This window comes from Thiorhodovibrio litoralis (assembly GCF_033954455.1).
Lineage (GTDB): Bacteria > Pseudomonadota > Gammaproteobacteria > Chromatiales > Chromatiaceae > Thiorhodovibrio > Thiorhodovibrio litoralis.
In genome coordinates, this window is sequence record NZ_CP121473.1 from 3,579,828 (window position 1) to 3,596,913 (window position 17,086).

Below are 17,086 nucleotides of genomic sequence, written 5' to 3' on the forward strand. Positions count from 1 at the left end.
TAACCAGTGTTTCCTCAGGACCGTCCTGGCGTTAAAGCCTGACAGTGCAGGTGTTGCCAGTGCTCGGGCGCGCCGGGTCACGCAGAGGGTTAACCATTTCGCCAGATCACCAATAGGCTCCCGGCGTCCTTGCTCATAGTCTTGCGTAATTACATAATCACCCCGCTCACGATCCCCCTGTCTCTGGCCAGTTCTCCACTAGGCGCTCAAGCTCGGCTGGCGTAACGGCTGGTGCGTACAGATACCCCTGGCATTCGTCGCAGCCGGCGGCGCGGAGGAACTGGCGCTGGCCTTCGTTCTCCACGCCTTCGGCGATGACCCGCAGGTTGAGTGAATGGGCTAGGTTGATGACGGCTGTGGCGATGGCGGCATCGCTTTCATCCTCCGGAATATCGCGCACGAAGGATTGGTCGATCTTGAGCCGGTGGATGGGAAAACGCTTGAGATAGCCAAGGCTGGAGTAGCCGGTGCCGAAATCGTCGATCGCGAGCTTGATGCCAAGCTCCGCGAGGGCGTTGAGTCTGAGCAGGGTATCGTCGGCATGCTGGATGAGAATCGACTCGGTAAGCTCAAGCTCGAGTTGTTCCGGCGGCAGTGTGCTGGTCTCGAGCAGTTCCATCAGTGACTCGACGAAGCCAGCCTGATGGAACTGTAGCGCTGACACATTCACGGACAAGGTCAGCTTGAGTCCGAGTGCGTTCCAGTGCTCGCCCTGGCGAATGGCCTCGCGCAGCACCCAGGCCCCGAGTGGGATGATGAAACCGGTTTCTTCGGCAATTGGGATGAACTGATCGGGCGGGACCACCCCCATCACCGGATCGGTCCAGCGCAGCAGGGCCTCGGCACCGATGACCTCGCCGTTGCGCAGATCAATCTGCGGCTGATAGGCCAGGTGAATCCGCTGCTGACCGAGCGCCTCGCGCAGCGCATGCTCGACCTTCACCCGAGTGAGCAGATCAAGGTTCATCTGCCGCCGGTAGAAGCGGAAATCCCCGCGCCCGCGCTCTTTGACGTGGTACATGGCGCTGTCGGCGTTCTTGATCAGGTCATCCAGGGTTTCGCCGTCCTCCGGGTAGATTGCCACGCCAATGCTGCACCCCATGGAGAATTCCATGCCGTCGATCGCGAACGGCCGTGCCATGACTTCCAACAGCCGCCGCGCGGTGCGCTCTGCACCATAGCTGTCGGTCTGATGCAACAGCAGGACGAATTCATCGCCACCAATGCGCGCGGTGGTATCGACCCGGCGCAGGCAGCTGGTGATGCGCTGCGCGACTTCGATCAGCACCTGATCACCAAACATGTGCCCGAGCGAGTCGTTGATCTGCTTGAAGCGGTCGAGGTCGATGAAAAGCACCGCGAAGCGCGAGCTATCGCGGCGGGCGAGACTGATGGCGAACTCGATGCGCTCGCTCAGGCGCACGCGGTTGGGCAGACCGGTGAGCGCATCGTTGTAGGCCAGTTGCTCAATGCGCTCGCGCGCGGCGACTGTTTCTGACAAATCTTTCGCGAAGCTGACGTAATTCGCCGGCCTGCCCTGGCTGTCCGGTACCCGCACAATGGACACCAGACAGGGAAGGGTCTTGCCATCCTTGCGCTGCAGTAGGTTCTCTCCCTGCCAGTATCCTTCTTGAGCGAGCGCGCGCGAGACGGTATTGGAGGAATCCTGATCGCGCCACAACGGCAGGATGCGGTTCAGCGGCTGTCCGATCAGTTCGTTCGCGCCGAAGCCGCTGGAATGTGCACAGACCGGGTTCACCGCTTCGATCACCAAGCCGGGGTTGGTGACAAAAATGGCATCCAGGCTGGCATCAAACACCCGCGCGGCAAGCTTTAGCCGCTTCTCATCCGCCAACTGCTGGGTAATATCGCGGAAGGAGTACACCCGGCCAATGGGATTGCCACGCGCGAACTGCGGCAAGGTCACGCGCTCAAGCACGCGCTCCTGCGACAGCGCGATGATGTCGGTCGCCTCAAGCAGCGGGTCTTCGTTGATGGCAAGGATGCGCGCGGTATAGGTCGCGGCGTCCTGCACCATGCGCGCCATCCAGTCGTAGATGCCGGCGTCGTTGCGCTCGGTCAACAACGCCTCGGGCAGGCGCCACAGTTCGGCAAAGCGCTGGTTGAAACTGCGGATACCGCCTTGAAGGTCAGTGACCAGAATGCCGTCGGCGGTGGACTCAAGCGTTGCGCGCAGTTCCGCGACCAGCTTTTCGAGCTCGGTCTCGACGGCCTGACGCTCGCTTTGATCGGTCATGCCGACAAAATAATGCGTCGCCTGCTCGCGGCAGCGTACCTGACTCACGCGCCGCAGCACTGTCACCACAGCGCCATCCGCGCGCCGCACCAAGGTCTCCGAAAGCAGATCCTGGGGTCGGCCGGCGGCCACGTCCTCCCAGAAAAAGACGTCTTCCGGCGTCGCGGCCAGATCGATGATGGGTCGCCCGATCAGCTGCTGGACAGCACTACCGAACAAGCGCGCAGCGGCCTCATTGGCAGCAACAATCCGCAGCGCGAACGGGCTGACCACCAGGACGGCTTCGATCAGACCATCGATCGCGCTTTGCCACATGGCGACACAATCCATCGAACTGGCGTCGTCTGGCGGCGAAGGCACGGCGGGCGGCATCATGCGCCCTTGGTGCCTTGTTCTGGCTGGCGCGCGCGCTCGAAAAAGTAGCACATGCGCTGGCGGGGAGAGAGATAATCAAACACATTTCGCGGCAACTGCACCGGCTTAATGCTAGCGCGAATGCCAAGCTCGGGCTGGTCCTCGAGGTCAACCGCCAGCGCTACTTCTGGCGGCACCCGCGACTCGTAGATGATCACCCTCGGCTTGAGCGGCCTGGCGGCATTGACCGACACTACCAGGGCATAGCGATCATCGGTCAGCTGGACCACGGACCCGGGCGGATACACGCCCATCATGCGAACAAAAACACCCAGGATGGCCGGGTCGAATTTCTCCCGCGCCTGCGCGAACATCAACGACAGCGCCCGGTGCGGTGTCATCGCCGCAACCGGGTTCGCCGGATTGCACAAGGCATCGTAATGATTCACCAGACTGACGATGCGCGCAGAGTAAAGCAAGGCGTCACCTTGCAGGCGTTTGGGGTAGCCGCTCCCATCCATGTATTCGTGATGTTGGGCGATGATGGCGCGTGCCTGCGTGCCCACTTGCATCCGCGCGGCCAGATCGGCGCCGAATTCAACGTGCTGCTGCAGCAGGCTGCGCTCGGTCGGCGTCAGGTGCTCGTCACGCCAACGAATGCGCGGCGGGAGTTCCATCTTGCCGATATCGTGCAGCAACGCCCCGACTCCCAGGCATTGCAGCGCCTTGGCATCGAGGCCAAGCCGCTGGCCGAGCAGCAACGAGATCACCATGACATTGACGGCATGCAGGGACGAGCTCTCGCCGGCATTTTCCGACAGCAGGCGAATCATCGACTCACCCTGATCGAGCAGATTCTCCACCAGGCCACCGACCATGGCCTCGGTTTGCGCTTTCGCCTCCTGAGGCCGGTCTTTGGCCTGCTTGAGAATGTCCCGATAGGCGCGCGAGGCCTGGCTGAACTCCCGGTCGCAGCGCGCCAGACTGGCGCGCTCGGCAAGCAGCAACTCTCGTTCCGGATCATGTGCCGGCTCCGCTGCCGCTGCCGGCTGCACCGCGGCTTCGGCCAGTTCACTGTGCTCCGGCGACCAGCGCAGGCGCTTCAGCCCCAGGCCCTGAATAGTCTCGATCTGGCTCTGTGAGATAATTTTGAAGTTGTTCAGCGCGAAAGGATGGCCCATCCATCCGAGATCGAGATAGACGTACATCCCGACGCGCAACTGATCAACCTCGATGAATTTTGCCTGTTGCTCGCTCACAGCGCGGGTGGGTCTCCCAAATTTTTCGTGAATCTCACAATGACGAACCCGCATCAGGCGATCGGGACCAATCGACCCAAAAAACGTCCTACCGGTATTTTATGATATCAGCCAAAACCCGCACTGGACTACATGCGCGGCGGCAAGCCCGGTTTCACCTGACCTCAGGTAAACTGGCGCTGATGCGGGCGACTTGCAGGAACTTCACCTATGAATCTTTTTGATGTTATCGCGGTACTGATTTCCCTGTCGGCGGTTTTCAGCTGGTTCAATGCGCGATTTTTGAAACTGCCAACCGCCATCGGTTTGATGATGATGGCACTGGCGCTATCGCTCGTTTTGCTGCTGCCGTTGCCACTGAGCGAATATATCGCGCTGGACGCGCGGGCACTCCTTGCAAGCGTGGATTTCAATGCAACCTTGTTGCATGGCATGCTGAGTTTTCTGCTTTTTGCCGGCGCGCTGCATGTTGATATCCACGACCTGACCCAATACCGCAGATCCATTGCCACCTTAGCCACGCTTGGCGTTTTTTTGGCCACCCTGATCATTGGCGTATCTGCTTATCTGGTCTTCCTGCTGCTCGGCTTCGACATCCCCTTCATCTACTGCCTCTTGTTCGGCGCGCTCATTTCTCCAACGGACCCGATCGCCGTGCTCGGCGTACTCAAAAGCGCTGGGGCACCGAAAAGCCTTGAGACCAAGATTACCGGGGAGTCCTTGTTCAACGACGGTGTCGCCGTCGTGCTTTTCATGGTGCTGTTCGAGATCGCCATCGGCGGCCAGGAGATGCGAGCGCGTGACGTCCTGGCACTCTTCGCCCAGGAGGCAGTCGGTGGCGCGCTCTTCGGCTTGATCGTCGGTCAAGTTGCGTTCGAAATGCTCAAGCGCATCGACAGTTACCAAGTAGAGGTTTTGGTGACACTCGCCGTCGCCAGTGGCGGCTATGCACTTGCCGAGCATGTCCATCTGTCCGCTCCCATCGCGGTCGTGGTGGCCGGACTGATGATCGGCAACAAAGGCCGCAGCGGGGCCATGTCGAGCAAGACACGAGAGCACATGGATTCGTTCTGGGAACTCGTGGATGAATCCCTGAACGCCGTCCTCTTCGTGCTCATCGGACTCGAGGTTTTGGCGCTGACGCTCAGCGAAAACTTCCTGATTGCTGGCGCCCTTTTGATTCCGCTGGTCTTATTGGCGCGGGCGGTCAGCGTGGGTGTTCCGCTTGGCGTTTACCGCGGTTTTCGCAACCTCTCGGCGGGCACCGTCACGGTGCTGACCTGGGGAGGAATTCGCGGCGGCATATCGGTTGCCCTGGCCCTATCCTTCCCCCCCGGAGCCACCCGCGACCTGATTGTCACAGTCACCTATATAATCGTGGTGTTCTCGATCATGGTGCAGGGACTGACTCTCGCCCCAGTGATTCGCGCATTCGATCAAAGTACAAACCGCGAGTTCGGTACGCCACCACCCGACGACGACACCTTGTCACCATAACAGCGCGCCTTGCGAGGATGAAGGAGCATGAGTTGGGCTTTGCCCTATTTTTATTCTCAAACTGTTAGCAATAATGGCTTGTAAATATTCGGCCAACCCTTTCTTTTAATCATCTAAAGAACGACTCCTGATCATCAGTGCCGACGGTAAGACCATCGTGATGCACCCCGGCGCCCTGCTCGAGGCGACCCGCAAGGCGCGCCCGAACGTGGTGGTGGATGCCCTGCATCAGCTTTTGTCAGCGCATCTTACGGCCAGCGACAAATGCGCCAACAAGGCCAACAATGGTTGTACCACCAACGGTGCCGGCCGCCCCAGGGTGCCCAAGGTAAGCAAGCCAAGCGACCGTTCCGAAAGCGGCAATGGTGGCAATCAGCCCGAACAACTGCCCCAGGAATGCCTCGCGCGCGTCTTGACGCTGTAGCTTCGCAGTCACCTCGCGCCGGTGGGCTGACTCCCGCTCGGTTTCCGCCACCAGTCGATCAAAAAAGCCCGGGGAAATCGCTTCAAACCGCTCGACCTCGGCCGGCGGTGGAAAGGGACTTGAGCGGTATTCTGTGTGCTGCTGAATTATCGCGCCACTTTGCGATTGTGGTGCGTGGCGGCGGTTATCGCGACGTCTGGCTGGTGTTTTTGGCATCTTGGCCGCGTCGCTCATAGACGCGCATCATATCGGCCCCGATGCGCTCGGCATCGGCGCGTAAGCGCTCGCCGTCTGATTCTTGAAAATAGTCGCGATGGCGTGGTGCTGGCGCGATATCAATCACACTGCCGACACCGCGCAGAAATTGCTTGATGTGTCGAGTCATAGCCTCGCTTCCAAGTGCCGCCTATCACTAGATGTTGTGATTCAAGCGCGTATAAAAACAATATGTTGTATTAAGACGTTGCGCTAACAGGCAGATTCTTATCGGCCTTTTACGTCAGTCTAGCACACGCGCTTGCCGCACAAAAAACCGACACCTACCCTGCCTGCTTCACCTTACTGCCCTTCAACCCCAAGGCAGTTGCGGGTGCTTCAGTCAGATACCCCTTAAGGCCAATCCAAACTGGAGCAGCTGTCGTTCGTCCGGAATTTCTGCGCAGCCAAGACCCGAACAAAACCGCTCGGATTTTTGCGCGAGTTTCACCCAAAGAAAAACGGGCTAGCCCACTTCTGAGCTAACCCGTTGTCTTTATTGGCGTCCCCACGGGGATTCGAACCCCGGTTGCCGCCGTGAAAGGGCGGTGTCCTAGGCCTCTAGACGATGGGGACCTGACTTGGTATTGCGCGGTGCTAGGGTAGAGGATTGCGCCGCAATTAGCAGGCCGGTGCAAGGTGACCGGTCGCAGCTGATTGATGGAAATTTAAAGCTCATTGGTGGAGCCAGGCGGGATCGAACCGCCGACCTCAACACTGCCAGTGTTGCGCTCTCCCAGCTGAGCTATGGCCCCGTCGAAAGCCCGCTACTATATAACGCACGCTGAACCTTGTCCAGACCATTTTTTCCTCATCGCGGGCGTGTCGGCCTCTGCTAGGGCTTGTCGAGCGGCCCTCTCAGTCCTATCTTGATACGGTGGAAAATCCATTTGAATTTTGGAGTTATTAACCATGATGCGAATTTTGCTTTTTCTTGGGACCAACCTGGCCGTACTGGTGGTGCTGAGTATTGTCTTCAGCCTGTTCGGGCTCGGTAATGTTCAAACCGAGACCGGGGGTCTGGATCTCGGGGCGCTGCTGGTGATGGCCGCGGTGATTGGTTTCAGCGGGTCGCTGATCTCGCTGTTTCTGTCGAAGTGGATGGCCAAGCGATCCATGGGCGTGCGGATCATCGACCAACCGAGAACGCCCTTTGAGCGCTGGCTGGTGGAACTTGTGCGCCAGCAGTCGCAGCGCGCCGGTATAGGGATGCCCGAGGTCGGGATTTTCGACCAGCCGGACCCGAACGCCTTTGCGACAGGGTGGAATCGGAACAATGCGTTGGTGGCGGTGAGCACCGGACTGCTCGAGCGCATGACCAAGGACGAGGTGGAAGCCGTGGTTGGGCATGAGATCAGCCACGTGGCCAATGGGGACATGGTCACCCTGTCGCTGATCCAGGGGGTGGTGAATACTTTTGTGGTCTTCCTCGCCCGGGTGATCGGCCATTTTGTCGACCGTGTCATTCTGAAGAACGAGCGGGGTTATGGCTTGGGCTATTTCGTGGTGACCATCATCGCGGAAATCTGTCTGTCCATCCTGGCCAGCATGATTGTGATGTGGTTCTCGCGCTATCGTGAGTACCGCGCGGATGCTGGTGGTGCCAACCTGGCCGGACGCCAGAATATGATCGGCGCGCTGCGCGCTCTGCAGCGGGTGCATGAGCCCCAGGATCTGCCGGCCGGTGAATTTGCTGCTTTTGGCATCTCGGGCAAAATCGCCGATGGCTTCAAGGCGGCATTCGCCAGCCACCCGCCGCTCGAACGCCGCATCGCCGCTCTCGAGCAGGCGCGCGGTTAATCAGCCTTGCCAGACAAGCCGGGTGCGGGAGCAGGGGCTGCCCTCTCCTTCCCGCACCCGTCTATCTAATAGAGCGGCAATCCTGGTGAGAAAACCGCACTGCCGGCGCAAATTATTCCGTTGTCGCTTCGGACTCAGCCGGGGCCGAGCTGAATTCCGAAATATCGACGCCCTTCCCTTTGAAGACCATGCGCAGCGTCATGTTCTGCAGCTTTGACAGCACCGTTGGGTCTTCATCGACATCAAACACCCACGAGGCTTCGCGGCCATCGCTCTCGGTGGCGTTGGACTCGATAACTTCGCTCGGCGCAACCACAGTGGTAGCGATGCGCATGCCAGCAAACATGGCAGCCATCTGCTGCATCATGGCGTTCTGCGCGGCGTCACTTCCATCGGGCGGGGTTGGCGGCATTGCCTCGCCGGCACCGGTCGACTGCACCAGCACATAGTTCCCATCGGCGTTCTTGGTGAGGCTCAGCTCGCTGTCGGAGAAGAAATCAGTCTGCTGCAGCGCCGCCAGGTCATCGAAGGTCAGTTTCAGGTTCATGTACTTCCAGCCGTCGACGCTTTCCGAACTCAGACTGACCAGCTCGATGCCTTCCGGAGCTTCGGTCTCGAACTGCTCGCGCACTTCGGCCTCATCGAAGTCAAACGGGGGCTCGGAGCCCGAGTCCTCAGCAGCTTCCTGCCCCATGCTCTCGGTCATCTGCTGCATGGCTTCCATCTGCGCGATGGTCTGTTCGGACATGCCGTAGCGCACGTCCAGCGTGCCAGAGCCGTCCTTTTCCAAGGTCAGGGTTTGCTCCACCTTGACGCAGCCGCCAAGAACCAGCGCAGCGACCAGGACAAGCATCCAGCGCGATGGGTTTTTCATTCGCTTCATTTCGCGTTACCTCAGGTGTCATCAGTCAAAAATGACTGGCATTCGGGCCAAAAACGAAGGTCGCCTGATGGCGGACGGCGCTCACCTTGTCTTGTTCGCCCCGGAAAAGCAAGCCTGAGGTCTAGTGGCGATAGTGCAAAAGCGGGGCCTGTTTCAAGGCGGGCTTTGTGAAATGCAAACCAGTTCACAGTCAGGTAGGGAAGCATCCGCTAGCCTTATAAGTGTGCGAAGGGATCATTCAACACCGCCAACATAGGGCGGAGAACAGTGGACGTTTCGGCAGCCAAGGATGGCCGCCATGGAGTCGACACCAAAGGGATTTCGGTCATTTAGGTGCTTTTTCTGGGGGTTTAGCTTGCGGTTTTTTCAAGCTCTTGGGCGGGCTTGAAGCGGGTTTATGACATTTCCCGACCCAATTACCGGGTGAGAGCCGACGGCTCGATACCCGGTTTTTTTTGCCCGAGCAGAACGCATCGAGAACTCCCTGCCCGTCGCTTGGCTGGCGTCAATCTTCCTCCAACTGCAGCCGCAACGCGACTTTCTGTGTCAGTGCTAGCGCCAAAGGTGCTTGCCGAGCCTCCTCGCACAAGATGGTGCGTTGATGCTCGCTCAGGTCACCGGTCAGGCGCAGACGACACCGCATCTCCTGCTCTGGCTCTGGCTCTGGCTCTGGATCTGACCTTGACTCTGGCCGCGACCGCACGTGCCCCTTGGCTGCGTCGGCCTCCGGCAAATTGAGCGGGACATCAACGCGCACTTCGACATCGTCGAGGGCATAGCCCGCTTGCGCGGCATGCCCCCGCAGCCATCGGCACAGATCCGCGGCCAGCGCCATCCGCAACAGCGTGGCGGGCGTCGGCGCCAGTGCTTGGTGCGGCGGATCATCCGCGCAGGGCAGGCCCGCCGCTGCGAGTTGGTGGTGGTCACTATAGAGCCCGAGCAGCCCGGAGTCGCCAAGCTCGCGGGCCAGCACCTCGTCTGTGGCAAGCTGCGGTATGGTTCCCATACTCGGCTCGCTCGGGCTTTGCGGCAGGCGCAGATAGCGGCTCGCCCAGGCGACCAGGGTGTCGGCCACATAGACGGCGTCGGCTGGATCGGTCAGCAGGTGGTCGGCTTGATCAAGCGAGATGAAGCTCTTCGGATGCTTGGCGGCTTGATAGATGCTAAAGGCCTCGGAGATGGCCACCACCGCATCGAGCGGCGAATGAAACAGCAGCAGCGGCCGGCGCAGGCGCCCGATATGCTCAGGGGTCGCATGCTGCTCAAGGTCATCGAGAAACTGCTTTTTGATGCGGAAACGGCGCCGGGCAATGCGCACTTCGGCCTCGCCGCGCGCGCTGAGTTCGGACTCGGCTCCGCTGAACAGGTGGCGCACATGGGTCGCGGTGGCCGGCGCGGCGATGGTCACCAGCGCATCGACCTTGGGTAACCGATGGGCGGCCACCAGAATGGCCGCGCCGCCCAGGCTGTGCCCGATCAGCAGACGCGGCGCCGCGTAGTCCCGCCCCAGCATCTCCGCCGCGGCAAGTAGATCGGCCACATTGGACGAGAAACTGGTGTTGGCAAAGTCGCCATCGCTGTTACCCAGCCCGGTGAAATCAAACCGCAGCACTGCGATGCCCCGGGCCGCCAGCGCGCGACTAATGCGGCTTGCGGCGGCAATATCCTTACCGCAGGTAAAGCAGTGCGCGAACAGCGCATAGGCCAAAGTGCTAGTGCCAGCTGACGGCGTCTCGAGCAAACCGGCCAGGAGCTCGCCGCGTTGATTGGGAAATTCGAGCCGAATGCGGGCCATGCGAAAACGCTTATCCCTGGTTCGTTGAATGCACTGACTGTCGCATTATTGCAGCATGGGTGGCTAAACTGGTAGCTCGGCTGGTAGCTAGGCTGGCGGCTGGGCACCCAAGACTGCCTGGCGCTCGCGTTCATGCAGCTGCAGCTCCCACATGGCGGCATAGGCGCCGCCGGCGTCGAGCAGCCCGTGGTGATCGCCCTGCTCAATGATACGCCCACCGTCCATCACCAGAATGCGATCAGCATCGACAATGGTCGAGAGCCGATGGGCGATGACCAGGGTGCTGTGATTCTCGGCGACTTCGGCCAGCGTTTGCTGAATGGCCTGCTCGGTGCGGCTGTCGAGTGATGAGGTTGCCTCGTCGAAAATCAGGATGCGCGGGCGCTTGAGAATGGCGCGGGCGATGGCGACGCGCTGCTTCTCCCCACCGGAGAGCTTGAGCCCGCGCTCGCCGACGACCGTCTGCCAGCCATTCGGCAGACTCTCGATGAAGGCACGGATGTGGGCCAGCTCGGCGGCGCGCTCGATCTCCTCGCGGGTGGCTTGCGGGCGACCATAGTTCAGATTGTACAAAATACTGTCATTGAACAGCACCGTATCCTGGGGCACGATACCAATGGCCGCGCGCAGGCTCTGCTGGGTGACCTCACGGACATCCTGCCCGTCGACCAGGATGCGCCCGTCTGTCACCTCATAAAAGCGGCACAGCAGCCGCGCAAGGGTCGACTTGCCGGCGCCGCTGTGCCCAACCACGGCGACCTTCTCGCCCGGGGCGATGGTGAAATCCACCGCACGCAAAATCGGCCGCTCCCGCTGATAATCGAAGCTCACCTGCTCAAAGCGCACGCCACCGGCGCTCAGCCTCAGCGACTGAGCGCTCGGGGCATCCTGCACCTCCGGCACGCGCGCGAGCAGCTTGACCACCAAATCCATGTCGGCCAGGGCGTATTTGATCTGCCGATAGACGATACCGAGAAAGCCGAGCGGAATGAACAACTGCAGCATCAGCGCATTGACCAGCACCAGATCGCCGATGCTCATGCGCCCGGAGACCACGCCCTGGGCGGCGAAGAACATGATCCCCGTCACCCCGAGCGCGATAATGCTGCCCTGGCCAAAGTTCAGCAGCGACATGGAGCTCTGGCTTTTCACCGCATAGTCTTCCCACTCCGACAGGGTGCCGTCGTAGCGCTCCAACTCCATGCGCTCGTTGCCGAAATACTTGACGGTCTCGTAGTTCAGCAGGCTGTCGAACGCTTGGGAATTGGCATGGGAATCGAGCCTGTTCATCTGGTGGCGATAGTCCATGCGCCATTCGGTGATCGCAAAGGTGAAGGCCACGTAGACCAGCACGGTGCCAAAAGTTACCAGGGTGAACACCAGCTCGTATTTGGTCAGCAGCACAGCGGCGACCAAGGAGAATTCCACCAGCACCGGGATGACGCTGAAGACCATGTAGTTCAGAATGGTCGACACCGAGCGGGTGCCTCGCTCCAGGTCGCGGCTGATGGCGCCGCTCTGGCGCTCGAGGTGATAGCGCAGCGACAAACGGTGCAGGTGCTCCAGCACCCGGGTCGAAAGCCGACGCATGGCTCGAAAGCGCACCCGCGCGAAGACCACATCGCGCAGCTCATTGAACAGGGCGCTCGAGAGCTTGAGCGACCCATAAAGCAGCAGCAGGCTGACCGGCAACACCAGCAGTTGCGCCTGCGGCCCCTCGAAGGCATCGACGATGTCCTTGAACACCATGGGCACGCCGACATTGGCGAACTTCGCCAGCACCAACGCGCCCAGCGCCAGCAGCGCGCGCCCACGAAACTCCAACAGATAGGGCAGCATCTGGCGCAGGTTCTGCCAGTCGCGGCGGTCGCCGTGGATGCGTTCGGTAGCCATGATTCGTCCCGGACCTAACATGAGCGATTGAGTCTCAACGGTAGTGGTCCCATCTCAAGGGACTTTAAACGGGCATGCTTTGGCTGAACGGGCTTTGGAGAATGGACGCCATCATGATGGACCCCCTATGAAATATCTGGTCCTGGCAGACTCCGCAGTGCAAAGCAGCCGCCCAGAAGTGGATCAACGATGCGCGAACAGGGGGCAACAGCGATGTCGGACATGGATATGGGAATGGACAACGGTGGCTGCGCCCTGCAGGAGCCATTTGCCCTGCAAGTCCTGGGCCCGGACATGGAGCCGGAATTCCCGGATCGCTGCGTGGTGGTCATCGAGCCCGTCAATCGGGCCGAGGATGGTATGTATGTCTTTGTCGAGGTCGAAGGCGTGCGTTGGTTAAGGCAATACAAACGCGACCCACAGGGCCAACAATGGCTTGTCGCCCTGGACCCAAATTTCCCCGCTATCGCACTCGACGGACTGCAGTGGCAAGTGCTCGGCGTGGTGATTCAGCGCAACATCCGGCGCAAGGTCAAGCATTATGAGTATGACCAGGGAAATCACGACAAGGACGCCGCACCAGAGCTAGGTGGTGATCCTGCACCCTCGCCCGCCTCGCCCCTCATTACCGACCTGACTGGGACCTGACCGGGACTTAAGACGCGCGCGCACCCAGACGGCTTGCAAAGGCCCGCGCTGAAATATGGAAGCAAAAACTGCTGCCGGACAGCGCCCGGACGCACTATGGAATGCCTCTAGGGCGTTCGGGCGACCCGCCTCGCGGCGAGCCGCCCGTGCCTGACGCCGGATTCAGTTACCGGTATGGATACTGGCGCGGAGGCATGGGGACGTTCTGCTGCATCCATCCGGGCATGACCGGGCGCTGCGGCATCCGCGGGCGCATCGGCGGTTGCGCCTGATGGGCCGGGGCTGGAGTTGGGGCCTGAGCAGGGGCGGCAGGTGCTGCCTGCTTGGGTGCGCTCGGCGCTGGCGCTTTAGCCGCTGGTGCAGGCTTAGCGACCGGTGCGGGCTTGGCTGCCGGTGCAGGCTTAGCCGCTGGCGCCGGTGCCGGCTTTGGAGCTGCGGCCCGAGCAGTCTGCCCTGGCTTCGGCGCAAATGGCTTGGCCGGCTCTGGCGCGGCCGCCGGTTTGGGCGCGGAGCTTGGTGATTTGGACGCCGCAGCGGCGCTTGCGGCAGCGGCAGATCCGGCTGCGGCCTTGTCGCCGGCGCCAGCTTGCGCGTCCCCACCCTCGCTTGCGCTAGGCGCTGAGCTGCTTGAGGGGCTAGCAGACGCGCTGGTCGACCCGCTGGTCGATCCACTGGCGGAGGCAGCAGCATCCGAGCCCTCCTCAGGAGCCGCTTCTGCCACCACGACCCGACCGATGGGGCTTAGGCGCTGATCGACGGATTCCTCGCTATGGTGGCCGGCACTTTGGTGCGGACCATAGGGGTCGCCGAGCATGAAAATAGAACCGAATATCAACGCGAGGGCGGCGCTAACAGTCGCAACCTTGTTGACGCCAAGGGTTGCTAACATGCCTCCGGACTTTTTTGTGGTTTGATCTGCGTCCACGGACTTACTCATTCATATCTCCTGTTGTTCCGTTGCACAGTGGCGAGAAATTATTAGGGTCAATTGGTGCGCTAATTGATCAAAGTTGGGTCACCGGTGTCAATCAGGGAAGCTGGCCCAGTGATGCCTGACCCACTGATGCTGGACCCAGTCCTGCTGGACCCGTTCACGCTGGGCCCAGCGGTGCATGGCCAAACAGCCATTGGTGCACCCAGAACAGGAACAGCACATAGACCACCACGCCGGCGATCACGGCAATCCAGTCGTTCCTGCTGCTTCCAACCGGGCTCCCAAGGGCTCCCGCCGGTGCGGAATCTGCTCCCTGGGGACGGCGCTTGAGCGAAATGCGGTCAGCAACTGCCCAGGCAAGAAAACTGCCGAATAAAAGCACATCGGCCAGGGACCCATTCGCGAGAAGATGCGCGAAGGCCCAGATCTTGACCGCTGCCAGCATCGGATGCTTGGTAGCGCGCTGGATGCGCCCAGGCAAATAAGTCGCGAACAGCAGCGGAAAAACCGGCAGCATCAACAGCAGCACCAGGTGACGCAACCAGGTCGGCGGCTGATACAAGACAATCGGATCGATACTCGCGCGGGCATCGCCATACCCCTGAACGATCAGCCACAGACCGAGCACCGACAAGAGCGCATAGCCCAGCTTCCACGCCGGCTCCCCCAGACGATCAATGGTGCGGGAGCGCCAGGCTGGACGCACCATGGCGAAGGAATGCGTTCCCAGAAACAACAGCAGGCCGGCGATCAGTTGAAGCATGGCAATCGAGGCAGCAAACACTCGTGAGGCGATAAAATTGTTGCGGCAGTGAGATTGGTTCGATCAGGCAAATGGCAAGCGCTCGCACCGGGGCTAGAACGTGCACTTTCAGCCCGTCATTCTAACCCATCCAATCCGTTCATGTGCGGCGGCATTCAGGCGTCAGAGTTGGTTGGACCCTGGGACTGCATCCTTTCCGGCGGCCAGGCACAGAGCACGGCCTGCACCAGGGTTGCGAGCGGAATTGCAAAGAAAACACCCCAAAAACCCCAGATCCCGCCGAACACCAGGATGGCCACAATGATGGCGACCGGATGCAGATCAACAACCTCGGAAAATAGCAGTGGAACCAGCACGTTGCCGTCAATCGCCTGAATGACCAGGTACACGCTCAACAGCCACAGCAACTGCGGCGCCCATCCCCACTGAAACCAGGCGATCAGCACCACCGGTATGGTAACGACCGACGCCCCGATGTAGGGCACGATGACCGACACCCCAACCAGCACCGCCAGCAGCAGCGCGTAATTGAGCCCGAAGGCCCAAAAAGCCGCGAAGCTGACGGCCCAGACGATCAGAATCTCCCATACCTTGCCACGCACATAGTTGTAGATCTGGCGGTCCACCTCGCGCCAGACGGTGCTGGCGACACCACGATGCTTGGGAAGATAGCGTTTGAACCAGCTGAGGATCAGATCTTTGTCCTTGAGGAAAAAGAACACCAACAGCGGCATCAAAATGACGTAGACGATGACTGTGATCACGCCCACCACGGATGACATCGACAGCGACAGTAACTTCTGGCCGAAGTAACCGATCTCGTTGCGGATGGCGGTGATCAGCGCGCGAATCTGCTCGCTGGTGATCAACTCGGGGTAGCGCTCCGGCAGCCGCATCAGTGCCTGTTGCCACATGGTCAGCATGCCCGGCAGTTGCTGCAGCAGGTCGGTGGCCTGACGCCACAGCAACGGCATTACCAGCAACAAAAGCGATGCCAGAAACAGCATAAAAACCAGCAGCACCATCAGCGAACCGATCAGCCGCGGCCAGCCCCTGCGCTCGAGAAACCCCACCATGCCCTCAAGCAAATAGGCGATCACAATGCTCGCCAGCACGGGCGTGAGCATGTTGCCGAGGGTGACCACAACCACCAGAAGCGACAACAGGAAAAACGCCAGAAAAAGAATCTGGGGATCGGAGAAGTTGCGGCGGAACCAGTTGCTGAGGACTTGCATGGGCGGGGGTCTCAAGCGCGCTCGCGCGCATGGCGCGCGAACAGATCCTCGAGCTCGTCGATCACCTCGCCGGCCGGGCGCCCCTGTAACATATGTGACGACGTCAGCAATGAGACTTCATTGAGTAGCTCGCTGGCATCGAGCTGGGGATAATTGCGCCGCAGGCGCTTGATCGCGGCGATGACGCTTTCCTGCGCTGGTCGTGGCTCGTGCGCAGCCACTTCGCTCTGGCCAGTGGCACTCTCGCGCGCGGACTTGGCAGACGTGCGCCGCTTAACGAGAAATTCCGCAAAAGACTCCAGGGTCTCGCGCTCTGAGGCGTCAAGCGCGCGAAAATGCTTGATCAAACGCCTCTCGCGGGCGTCTTTACGATCGGGGACTAACATCAGAGACCCGCTGATCCAGCCGCTCGATCGGCGCCGGACGCAAGTGCGCCAGATGCCAGATCGAAGACAACTGGATCTCTAGGGGCTTGATATGGGGCAAGGTAGAGGGGCTAGATATACAGGCAGATGTCGCTCTCGCCAGCAAACTCAAAGAAAGCGGCCGCGCCGGCATAGTCAACGCCGTCGATGAAGGCGCTCGTGTCCATGTCGAACAGGTCCACTGTCATCTGGCAGGCGATCAACCTGACCTCTGCCTCCTGGCACAGATCGCGCAATTCCTCGACACTGGCCACGCCCTTGTCCTTCATTTTCTTCTTCATCATGGCGGTCATCATCGCCTGCATGCCGGGCAGGGTCATGCCGAGAATCGGGAACCACTTATCCATCCCCATCGGCATCGGCATGCCCGGATTACCGAGCGGTGTGACCTCAAGCGAGAGCTTCTTTTTCAGCAACTGCAGGCCGTAGAAGGTGAAAAACACCTGTACCTCATACCCCAGGGCGGAGGCGGTGGATGCCAGGATGAAGGGCGGATAGGCCCAGTCGAGTGAGCCCTTGGTGGCGATGATCGCGAGTTTCTTTTGTTCCATCGGTTCCTCTCAAGCGGTTCCTGATCAGTCGGTTCCTGTCAATGGGTTCATCGCAGTCGGCTCGCCTCCTCTGGATGCAAGGGCATGCCAGGGATGTCGGCCGCTGCATGGAG

15 protein-coding genes and 2 tRNA genes are annotated in these 17,086 nt (G+C 60.5%); 4 read left to right on the forward strand and 13 right to left on the reverse strand.

Annotated features, from left to right (window positions below):
• Positions 1-166: 166 nt before the first annotated feature.
• Entirely contained in the window at positions 167-2,572 is a 2,406-nt protein-coding gene (locus tag Thiosp_RS16080) for a sensor domain-containing protein (protein WP_242518772.1), read from the reverse strand.
• Between the two features lie 56 nt (positions 2,573-2,628).
• Positions 2,629-3,870 (reverse strand): HD-GYP domain-containing protein, encoded by a 1,242-nt coding sequence (locus Thiosp_RS16085; protein ID WP_201068102.1) that lies wholly within the window; start codon positions 3,868-3,870, stop codon positions 2,629-2,631.
• 210 nt (positions 3,871-4,080) lie between these two features.
• On the opposite strand from Thiosp_RS16085, the gene Thiosp_RS16090 reads away from it, so the two are divergent.
• Positions 4,081-5,367, forward strand: coding sequence for a cation:proton antiporter (locus tag Thiosp_RS16090; RefSeq protein ID WP_201068103.1), 1,287 nt, complete (start codon positions 4,081-4,083; stop codon positions 5,365-5,367).
• Positions 5,368-5,605: 238 nt separating this feature from the next.
• On the opposite strand, the gene Thiosp_RS24760 is transcribed toward Thiosp_RS16090, so the two are convergent.
• The 4 genes from Thiosp_RS24760 to Thiosp_RS16110 all read right to left on the reverse strand — a co-directional run bounded on the left by Thiosp_RS24760 (position 5,606) and on the right by Thiosp_RS16110 (position 6,801).
• Positions 5,606-6,025, reverse strand: a complete 420-nt coding sequence (locus tag Thiosp_RS24760) for a DUF2335 domain-containing protein (protein ID WP_407702726.1) — start codon at positions 6,023-6,025, stop codon at positions 5,606-5,608.
• Positions 5,976-6,176 carry a hypothetical protein gene (locus tag Thiosp_RS16100; protein ID WP_201068105.1) on the reverse strand — a complete coding sequence of 67 codons (201 nt, stop codon included), beginning with the start codon at positions 6,174-6,176 and terminating at the stop codon, positions 5,976-5,978. Before Thiosp_RS16100 ends, Thiosp_RS24760 begins: the two co-directional genes overlap by 50 nt.
• Positions 6,177-6,546: 370 nt before the next feature.
• Positions 6,547-6,622 (reverse strand) — tRNA-Glu (locus Thiosp_RS16105).
• Positions 6,623-6,725: 103 nt separating this feature from the next.
• A tRNA-Ala gene (locus Thiosp_RS16110) sits at positions 6,726-6,801 on the reverse strand.
• A gap of 157 nt (positions 6,802-6,958) precedes the next feature.
• On the opposite strand from Thiosp_RS16110, the gene htpX reads away from it, so the two are divergent.
• Entirely contained in the window at positions 6,959-7,846 is an 888-nt protein-coding gene (gene htpX / locus Thiosp_RS16115) for a protease HtpX (protein WP_201068106.1), read from the forward strand.
• 112 nt (positions 7,847-7,958) lie between these two features.
• On the opposite strand, the gene Thiosp_RS16120 is transcribed toward htpX, so the two are convergent.
• From Thiosp_RS16120 to Thiosp_RS16130, 3 genes are all read right to left on the reverse strand, one after another.
• Positions 7,959-8,720, reverse strand: coding sequence for a hypothetical protein (locus Thiosp_RS16120; RefSeq protein ID WP_201068107.1), 762 nt, complete (start codon positions 8,718-8,720; stop codon positions 7,959-7,961).
• A 514-nt stretch (positions 8,721-9,234) separates the two neighbouring features.
• Positions 9,235-10,524, reverse strand: a complete 1,290-nt coding sequence (locus tag Thiosp_RS16125) for a bifunctional alpha/beta hydrolase/OsmC family protein (RefSeq protein ID WP_201068108.1) — start codon at positions 10,522-10,524, stop codon at positions 9,235-9,237.
• Positions 10,525-10,611: 87 nt separating this feature from the next.
• Positions 10,612-12,417, reverse strand: coding sequence for an ABCB family ABC transporter ATP-binding protein/permease (locus Thiosp_RS16130; RefSeq protein WP_407702727.1), 1,806 nt, complete (start codon positions 12,415-12,417; stop codon positions 10,612-10,614).
• A 213-nt stretch (positions 12,418-12,630) separates the two neighbouring features.
• Here Thiosp_RS16130 and Thiosp_RS16135 point away from each other — a divergent pair, with 213 nt between their 5' ends.
• Positions 12,631-13,065, forward strand: coding sequence for a S24 family peptidase (locus tag Thiosp_RS16135; protein WP_201068110.1), 435 nt, complete (start codon positions 12,631-12,633; stop codon positions 13,063-13,065).
• Between the two features lie 383 nt (positions 13,066-13,448).
• Positions 13,449-13,817 (forward strand): hypothetical protein, encoded by a 369-nt coding sequence (locus tag Thiosp_RS16140; RefSeq protein WP_201068111.1) that lies wholly within the window; start codon positions 13,449-13,451, stop codon positions 13,815-13,817.
• A gap of 339 nt (positions 13,818-14,156) precedes the next feature.
• On the opposite strand, the gene Thiosp_RS16145 is transcribed toward Thiosp_RS16140, so the two are convergent.
• From Thiosp_RS16145 to dsrE2, 4 genes are all read right to left on the reverse strand, one after another.
• The gene (locus Thiosp_RS16145) at positions 14,157-14,762 is read right to left on the reverse strand and encodes an NnrU family protein (protein WP_201068112.1); all 606 of its coding nucleotides are present in this window, start codon (positions 14,760-14,762) and stop codon (positions 14,157-14,159) included.
• 155 nt (positions 14,763-14,917) lie between these two features.
• Positions 14,918-15,997 carry an AI-2E family transporter gene (locus Thiosp_RS16150; protein WP_201068113.1) on the reverse strand — a complete coding sequence of 360 codons (1,080 nt, stop codon included), beginning with the start codon at positions 15,995-15,997 and terminating at the stop codon, positions 14,918-14,920.
• A gap of 11 nt (positions 15,998-16,008) precedes the next feature.
• Positions 16,009-16,383 (reverse strand): hypothetical protein, encoded by a 375-nt coding sequence (locus tag Thiosp_RS16155; protein ID WP_201068114.1) that lies wholly within the window; start codon positions 16,381-16,383, stop codon positions 16,009-16,011.
• Positions 16,384-16,493: 110 nt separating this feature from the next.
• Positions 16,494-16,973 (reverse strand): sulfur carrier protein DsrE2, encoded by a 480-nt coding sequence (gene dsrE2 / locus Thiosp_RS16160; RefSeq protein WP_201068115.1) that lies wholly within the window; start codon positions 16,971-16,973, stop codon positions 16,494-16,496.
• Positions 16,974-17,086 lie beyond the last annotated feature (113 nt).